Annotated in this window: 8 protein-coding genes; 5 read left to right on the top strand and 3 right to left on the bottom strand. The window is 65.1% G+C overall.

Annotated elements, in window-relative coordinates:
* Positions 1-663 precede the first annotated feature (663 nt).
* Together ACJYUO_RS21815 and ACJYUO_RS21810 are read right to left on the bottom strand one after the other, a co-directional pair.
* Positions 664-891 (bottom strand): hypothetical protein, encoded by a 228-nt coding sequence (locus ACJYUO_RS21815; RefSeq protein WP_494347406.1) that lies wholly within the window; start codon positions 889-891, stop codon positions 664-666.
* A gap of 232 nt (positions 892-1,123) precedes the next feature.
* Complete coding sequence (locus tag ACJYUO_RS21810) at positions 1,124-1,273, bottom strand: hypothetical protein (protein ID WP_494347405.1); 150 nt, start codon at positions 1,271-1,273, stop codon at positions 1,124-1,126.
* An 82-nt stretch (positions 1,274-1,355) separates the two neighbouring features.
* Here ACJYUO_RS21810 and ACJYUO_RS21805 point away from each other — a divergent pair, with 82 nt between their 5' ends.
* The 5 genes from ACJYUO_RS21805 (at position 1,356) to ACJYUO_RS21785 (ending at position 4,013) form a co-directional block, all read left to right on the top strand.
* Positions 1,356-1,982 carry a DUF8102 family protein gene (locus ACJYUO_RS21805; protein ID WP_494347404.1) on the top strand — a complete coding sequence of 209 codons (627 nt, stop codon included), beginning with the start codon at positions 1,356-1,358 and terminating at the stop codon, positions 1,980-1,982.
* Between the two features lie 435 nt (positions 1,983-2,417).
* Positions 2,418-2,945, top strand: a complete 528-nt coding sequence (locus ACJYUO_RS21800; RefSeq protein ID WP_494347403.1) for a hypothetical protein — start codon at positions 2,418-2,420, stop codon at positions 2,943-2,945.
* Between the two features lie 2 nt (positions 2,946-2,947).
* The gene (locus tag ACJYUO_RS21795) at positions 2,948-3,316 is read left to right on the top strand and encodes a hypothetical protein (protein WP_494347402.1); all 369 of its coding nucleotides are present in this window, start codon (positions 2,948-2,950) and stop codon (positions 3,314-3,316) included.
* Positions 3,317-3,318: 2 nt separating this feature from the next.
* Positions 3,319-3,513: a hypothetical protein gene (locus ACJYUO_RS21790; RefSeq protein WP_494347401.1), complete on the top strand. Its 195-nt coding sequence runs from the start codon at positions 3,319-3,321 to the stop codon at positions 3,511-3,513.
* Positions 3,514-3,749: 236 nt separating this feature from the next.
* Positions 3,750-4,013 (top strand): DUF7386 family protein, encoded by a 264-nt coding sequence (locus ACJYUO_RS21785; RefSeq protein WP_494347400.1) that lies wholly within the window; start codon positions 3,750-3,752, stop codon positions 4,011-4,013.
* Between the two features lie 340 nt (positions 4,014-4,353).
* On the opposite strand, the gene ACJYUO_RS21780 is transcribed toward ACJYUO_RS21785, so the two are convergent.
* Positions 4,354-7,548 carry a phage/plasmid primase, P4 family gene (locus tag ACJYUO_RS21780; protein WP_494347399.1) on the bottom strand — a complete coding sequence of 1,065 codons (3,195 nt, stop codon included), beginning with the start codon at positions 7,546-7,548 and terminating at the stop codon, positions 4,354-4,356.
* Between the last annotated feature and the right edge of the window lie 136 nt (positions 7,549-7,684).

Raw genomic sequence — 7,684 nt, 5'->3', positions numbered from 1 at the left:
CTTGCGAGAAGTGTTGGCGCATTGGCGTGATGGGTGGGGGGGAAACCCCCCCATCACACCTCTCAGTCTCTAAACCACGACGTGAGGGTCTGTAGTTGCCGTTTACACCCCCCCGTTTGGGGGTGTGAGGGGTGTGAGGGGTGCAGACTCGATCTATCGACAGGCGGGCGGGCGCGGGTGCGCACTCGCACACTACGCGATAGTTCGGGTTAGACCCCTCACACCCCTCACACCCCAACATCCTGACAACCGTTCCGGGAGTAGGAGTCGTCTCTCGCCGGTCTGTGCGTCGCGAGGTGTGATGGGCCCCCCCATCACACCAGACCCCCCCACCCATCACATTAGGGTGATGTTGCCGGTTACTGAAAGTGCGGAGTAGTTCGTCGGACTGTTCGCCGATCGTGGTGGTGCTGGTGTCGCTCATGATTTCCTTCGTATCGTCGAACGCCCGACGCCTCGCGACGCCAGCTCCGCTGAACAGACCCGCCTCTACTCGGCAGGCGGTAGGTTTACATCGGAGCCTCGAGAAGACATAGGCGTCCAAACCGTCGGGGTGGAACCGACCACCCCGGTCTTCTCGCAGACGCTTGTTCTGTAGCCGTGCTTGTCGTTCGACGTAGAGTTCCCACGTTGCTACCTTAAACCTACGGCCTCTCGCGGGGCTCATCTCTCGCCCTCGAGGAGCTCGCGGAGGTGGCGTGGGCAGACCACTCGCTGGCCGTGATCGGGGTGCTCCGCGCGCCGGAGATCGTCGTCGCGGCGGCAGCCGAGAGCACCGCAAGCGTGGGCGTCGGGAGCTGGCGGTGCTGGTTCGACTACGTACGCGCGGAGGTCGCCGAACTGCGTTTGTTCGTTGTCGGTGCATCGTTCGTGTTCGTGGGTTGTGCTCATTCGCTGTCCTTGTCGCCGAGTGGGCCCGGCGAGGCCGAACGAGCACAGAGGGAGAGTGATAATCCGAATCGGATTATCACCCGAAACTTCTATCCCGCCGCGTGCGGTACGACGGGATACGGTTCAACGGCCCTCTGTGGCCCGTTCTACTTCGACGCCTGGACGGCAGGCCCGCCAAGACCAGAGCCGCCCGGCGTCGTGCGATTCACCTTCTCAGCCACGTCTCCGTCGGTTACGCGTCCGTGTCGGGGTCGTACTGCTCCACCATCTGGCGGAACAACTCGTCGTACGTCTCACCGCCTCTCTTGGCGGAGCGGAGCAGTTCGCGGGTTTCACGGGAGCACGGAACGCGGGTTTCGGATACGTTTGAGGTGGTTGCCATGCTGTACACAGGCCGACGTATCGTAACGTTAAATCTATTATGGTGCGGCTACCAGTTACTCATAATCGGAAATGGATTTGTAATGACTCAGGAAGATTCCGACCCCATACAGGACGCAGTGGCAGAAATCGACCCGGAGAACCTCTATCCCGACCGTCCGCGCGGGGTCTTCAGCAAGGCCGACCGCGAGTACCTGCGCGGGGAGAAGGAGTTCGGGTGGGAACAGAGCGAATCGAACGCGCGCTCACGCATCCGCGAGCGCGTCGCCGAGGCGTTCCGCGACTTCCAGCTGCTGGAGACGCTCGAGGAGCGCGATCGGGAGATGGTCTTCGACGAACTGTCGCCCGGCGAGGTCGCGGCGGCCACCGCCGACCTCCTGGAGTTCGTCTATCGCGGCGTCGGCCACGACCCGGACGCGCTGGAGCAGATGGTCGCACGGGCGGTCTACAACGGTGAGATGGGAGTGACCCCCGGCGAACACAGCGGGCGCGTGACGGACGTCCAGGCGAGCATCAACGTCGAACGTGCGCCGAACGTCGATGAGGTGTACAACCGGTATCAGCTACAGGGTGTATCGGCGTTGACGAACGCGGAGCTCGGTCTGCTCCTCCGGCGAGGGAAGCTGGATGTAGACGACCCCGACCTCGAGGGAGATCTCCCACCTGTCGAGACCCTCGGAGGGTCGGACGAAGGGGACGACGAAGGGTGAGAGAGCCCTCAGTAAGGGTATCTCAGGGTATCCACCAAGGGCTTGCTAAGCACTCAATTCGCACTCATTGAGGGTTTAGCTCGGGTGAATTCGGGCGATAAACCCTCGTATAAGCACTTCTTAGTACTCTCAAGCACTTCAGAGTACGAAAATCGGGCGAATAAGGGTATACTCAGGGGTACTCGAAGGGGTACTCAGGGTAGTACCAAGCACTACTGCTTAGGTAGAAGTGGTGGGGGTTGGTGCCGGTGTCGGATTCCTCGTAGAAACGCTTTGGTGAGGGTCAGGGTCAGGGCGCCGATCGGCATCTGCTACTGAACACCCCGGCTACATAGTAGTTTCCCTATCTGGTAACGTTTCCTTAACTGGTAACCCCGGTCGGTTAGGGTTTCCATAAGCGGTAAGGTTTCCACGGGCGGAAACAACAACACGAACATGGCGCGCAGAGCACTGCTCACCGACCGAGAACGAGAACTGATCGCCGACCCGGAGGAGGAAGACCGCCGCTACGTCGCTATCTCGCGGGTTCGGCGGAAGATTACGGAGGAACTCAGCGAAGACGTCGCGGTTCTTCGCCAGCACCACCCTGACCTCCTCGAGGAGCTTCAGGACGTCGTCTGCGAGGGCGAACCGGCGCCCCCACCGCCGGAGCCGCCGACCGAGACGGCCTCACCGGAGGAGTCGGTCGGTGACCCTGTCGCCGAATTGGACTTGCCCGGTTCCGGCGATCGCCTCGCCCGGCGCCGCGAGGCCGTGCGCACGCTGTACGAGTTCCTCCAGGAGGAGGGAACAGCCACCCGGTCGGACTTCTTGGAGCTGGTAGACCCGGACGAGGTCGGCTACAGCACCGCCGAGTCGTTCTGGACGAACCTCGTGAAGGCGCGCGACGCGCTGAAGCAGCTGCCCGGCGTGGAAGCCCCCAGCGAGGGAGAGCACACCTGGCGCTACGTCGGCGAGGAGTGAGCGTGTCGGACTTCACTCTCCCCGAGCCGCTCCAGGACGACCGCGGCGTCCAGCTGCCGACGTGCCTTCGAGAGGCCGACGAGTCCACCGAGTTCGAGCTGCCGGAGCCGCTCCAGGAGGCGAGCGACGAGGAGCCCGAGACGGGGATCTCCCTACCGCCGGCGCTCGTCGAGGATGAGAGCGACGAGGAGGAGCCGGACGAGGAGGAGCGGGAGCCGGGCCGGTACTACTGTCGGGAGTGCGGCAGGCGCGTCACTCGCGCCGTCTCTGGGAAGGAGTACGGCCACCGGCGCCGCCCGCGGTGCCCGCGTCGGGAGACGAACGTCGATCCAGGGAAGGGGCCGAAGTCGCGCGAGCAGAGGAGGGTCTGAGCGTGGTTATCATCTCCGACGGCGGAACGCACTACCACCGCCCGAAGAGCGGCTTCTACACCGAGTGTGGCGCCGACTTCAACCCGCACCACGCCGTGACCATCGAGCGCTCGAAGGCGGAGCGTCTCGGCTACCGCCCGTGCGAGGAGTGCGGGCTCGAGGACGACCACACGCTGGGTGAGTACCGTGGCGTCTGACCCCGTGGAAGGCGGTCTTCGAGGCCGACCCCGTGGGTTCGCGCGCGGATGTCATCAGCATCCTCGATGTATGTACGCTGGCGTATGCACCCACCCGGTGAGCGTACATAGATTCGCCCGGCGCGTCGCCCCGATCGGCGCGGTCGCGACGGCCCGAGGTGGTACCGTATATGAACAACACCCGGTTCAGTCACCGCAGATCCACGCTGAACCGACCCCCGTATGCACACCGACTTATGGCAACTGACCGAACCACACTGCGACTGAGCGACGAGAGGAAACGACTGCTCGACCAGGCGGCGGAGATCGTCGCCTCCGACCCGTCCGACGACCCGCCGAGGAGCGACGTCATCGACGCGGCGCTGACGCACCTGGTCGAGAGCCAGGACAACCTCGAGGACGTCCGCGACCGCTACCCGCCCGCCGAGGTGAAGGACTGTTGCAACACGTCGGTGCTCGGCCTGCGCTATCGGACGAGTATCGAGCAGAAGTGGCGTTGACTGCTCGCGGAGGTGCATCTTCCGGCCTCGAACCATGGGGTTAGACGCCGGAAACCACCTTCCACGCGGGCTATATCGCCGATATCCGTTTTGCTCTGATAATCCCTCTTATCGAAGCGGAGGGGCACTGTTTGCTCTGATAATCCCCCTTATCTCACCAGCGAGGGGACGGTTTGCTCCGATAACGCCTTATATCTCAGCAAACAGACGGCGAAACCAATCTTACCTCAGTAAACCGTACGGGTGAGCCGCCGCTCAGAGAGAGCCGCGGCTGGCAGAACCACCAGATAGGACGGCGAGGCGTACCCTCTGGTGAGATAAACGACCGCGCGAGACGCGGTTAGGTCGGCTCGTAGCCGTCGCCGGTCTCCATGAGCAGCCCCTTCTCGGTGGTCGCGTACTCGAGGACGTCCTTCGCCCGGTCGGGCTCCATCAGGTCGCGGTCGATCGAGGCCGCGACGACCACCTCGTTCTCGTCCATCGCGACGCCGCGCTGCTCGAGGAGTTCGACCAGCCGGCGAGCGTCGGCGAGCATCCCCTCGGCGTCCTCGGGAACACCGCCGTCCGTCTCTGCCGGGGTCTGCTGTCCTGTCTCGTCGGTGTCAGCGAGGCTCTCCTGTCCCTCGCCGGGCGACGCCCCCTCGGTGTGGGCGACGCCCTGCTGGATGGTCTTCACGACCGTGAGCGCGTCCATCGGCGAGAGTTGACGCTGGCCCTCGTACTCGGTGACCTCGGCGTTCTCGAGGGCGATGCACTCGCCCTCGACGTCCTCGAGGCGCTGGGCGAACGTCTCGTCCCAGGTGACGACGTCGATGGCGCCGCTCTCGTCCTTCAGGACGGCCTTCACACCGTCGCCGTGCTCGCCGAGGCGCTGGGTTGTGACGACCTCGGCGGTGACGGTGACGTAGCCGGTGAGCGACTCTGCGGCCTCGGTGATCGGCGTCGCACCGAACGCCGGTGCAGCGGGTGAGTCGTCCGTCTCGGCGGCTTCCTCGGAGTCGGTGCCGCCGTCGCCGTCGTCCCCGTCGCTGTCTGTCACCTCGGTCGAGAGGTAGCGCTCCACCAGCCGAGCGGGCATCACGTCCTTCGCTTCCTCAGCAAACCGAACGTGCCGCCAGCACGGGTCTTGCCCCTCGCCAGCGGAGTACTTCCGGGTGTAGGCGCTCTCCACGTCGATGAGCGCCTGTTGGGTAATCTGCCGTTTGAACCCGTCAGCACTGGCAACACGCTCATCTTGTGCCTCGCACATCGCCCGGTAGACGGCGAACGCGTCGTCCTTGAGGAGCATGTCGGACTGGTCGCCCTGCTCGAGGTAGTCGAGGGCGAACCGGCGAATCGGGTCGCTCGCTGCCTCGTAAATCTCGCGGCGCTCTTGAGGGCCTTCAGGCATGCTGTACTGCCCGTTCGCCTCGATGAGTTCCTGCGCGTGCTTCACACACAGCAGCAGCAGGCCGCGCATCGCGTCGTCGTCCTCGAGGAGCTGCTCGGCGATGCCCGTGACCTTCTGCTTCTCGCCGGGCGCGCTCGGGTCGTCGACGAACCGGTAGGGCATCTCGATGGGGTACAGCCGGTCGCCGATCGCGTCGCTCTCCTCGCTGATCCGCGGCGGTTCGTTCGCCGAGAAGAACATCGCGGCCTCGTTCTCGAACTCGTACCGTTTCTCGAACTTCTCGTTCGCGCGGAGGGTGCCGTCTCCAGTCACCGACTTCAGGATGCTCACGTCCCGGATTTCGCTCACCGAGATGTCGTCGCCGATGTTGATGAACGCGCCGGGGAGGGCACCGGTCGCGAACTGGTCGTCCCCGGTGAGGTCTTGCAGTTCGACGCTGGCGGCGTTGTCCTCGCCGACGAACCCACGGAACAGCTTGCCGACGCGGGTCTTCCCGTTCGAACCCGGGCCGTACATCATCACGAACGCCCGGAACGGGTGCCCTGGCAGCAGGCCGTGGGCGAGGTGGTCGAGCAGCGTGTCGCGGTCTTCCTCGCGCTTGGTGACGCCGTCGAGGAACTCCCGGACGGGGTCAGGGTCAGCCCGCTCGGGGTCGTAATCCCACGCGAGCCCGCGCGTGAACTTGTACGCCGGGTCGTGCTCGTGGCGTTCGCCGGTCTCGAGGTCGATGACGCCGTTTCCAACACAGAGGTGGTAGCCGTCCTTCGCGCCGGCGTTCAGTTCCTCTCGGTGGGTCTGGTGGCGCGCCTCGAGGCGAGCGACGATCTCCTTCTCCTCGCTCTTCGAGTAGTTCGCGCCCAGCTGGTTCTCGAGGACGTGCGAGGCGTACTCCTCTCCCCACGGGTTGAAGTAGCCGTTCGCGCCGTCGTAGACCCACAGCGTCTGCGACTCCACGACGTACATCCACGACGTCCGCTCATCGAGCGCGTCGGCGGCGTAGTAGCGGCCCCAGTCCTTACCCTCGTCGTCGTACATCGACTGGACGTAGTCCCACGAGACCCGCGTCTCGCCGCTCTCATCGGCGTCCTCGGCCTCGTTGTACTCCTCGGGCGACGGTGGTTCAGGGCGCGACGACGAGTCGTACTCGGGGATGGACGCGCCCACCTCGCGGGCTCGATCGACGGCCTCCCACCAGTCGTCGCCCTCGAGGTCGTCCCACGGACGGTGGATGATGCCCTCCTCAGCAGCGAACAGGTCGAGCAGGCCGAACCACGTACAGCGGGACGGCTCAGCCTCTGCGAAGTCCTTGAACAGGCCGCTCGCCTTGTGGCGCTTCAGGCTCGTCCCCGACTCAGAGCCGCGGTAGCCGGGGTTCCACGACTCCCAGTCGCCGTTCTCGTCCTCGGTGTAGGACGACGACAGGGACAGGTCGGACGGGCGGAGGTGATCGACCGCGTCCAGGACGTCGTCGGTGTTGCTCGTGGTGTCGATCTCCGCGACCTCCTCGCGGGACTTCTCCGGTTCGCGCTGCTCGTCGTCGTCGGGCTGGAGGTCGGGCGGCGTCTCGCCGGTCACCGCGGTGTACGCCTCGAGCAGCCAGTCCTCGACGAACTCGCCAGCGTCGGCCACCTCGTCTCCGGTGTTGCTCAGCTGGTCGCCGGTGAAGGTGAAGAACTTCTTCCCGTACGCCTCGACGCCCTCGTGCTCGTCCTCGCTGAAGTGGACGTTCGCCCACCACTCCGGCGGTTCGAACCCGACGAGAGGGATGTGAACGCCCTCGCCGGACGGCGAGCGCTCCATGTACGCGTCCTCGTCGAAAAACGGCTGGAGCGACGGGAGCCAGTCCTTCGGCATCCCGTTCTCGTCGGCGCAGCCGTCCAGGTCGAGCGCGCCGTAGAGGCCGCGCGGGTAGTCGTCGTTGTCGCGGGCGAACACGTAGCCGATGCCCCAGCTCTCGCGTTCGTCCGCGGCCTCGACGGCCTCCTGGAAGGAGTGCCAGTCGTCCGAGTCCGTCCAGCTGACGCTGAAGTTCCCGCGCCAGTGCGGGCGCCTCGGCGCGTCCGCGGAGGCGTCCCACATCAGCCACTGGTCGCGCTCCTTCAGCTCGTCGGGGATCGCCTCGGCATCCACGCTGACCTCAGGCATGGTTCACCCCTTGCGAGAAGTGTTGGCGCATTGGCGTGATGGGTGGGGGGGAAACCCCCCCATCACACCTCTCAGTCTCTAAACCACGACGTGAGGGTCTGTAGTTGCCGTTTACACCCCCCCGTTTGGGGGTGTG

It is taken from the genome of Natrinema sp. CRL1, assembly GCF_059162405.1.
Note: the sequence above shows the minus strand (reverse complement) of the source record. Positions and strands in the feature narration are given on the sequence as shown.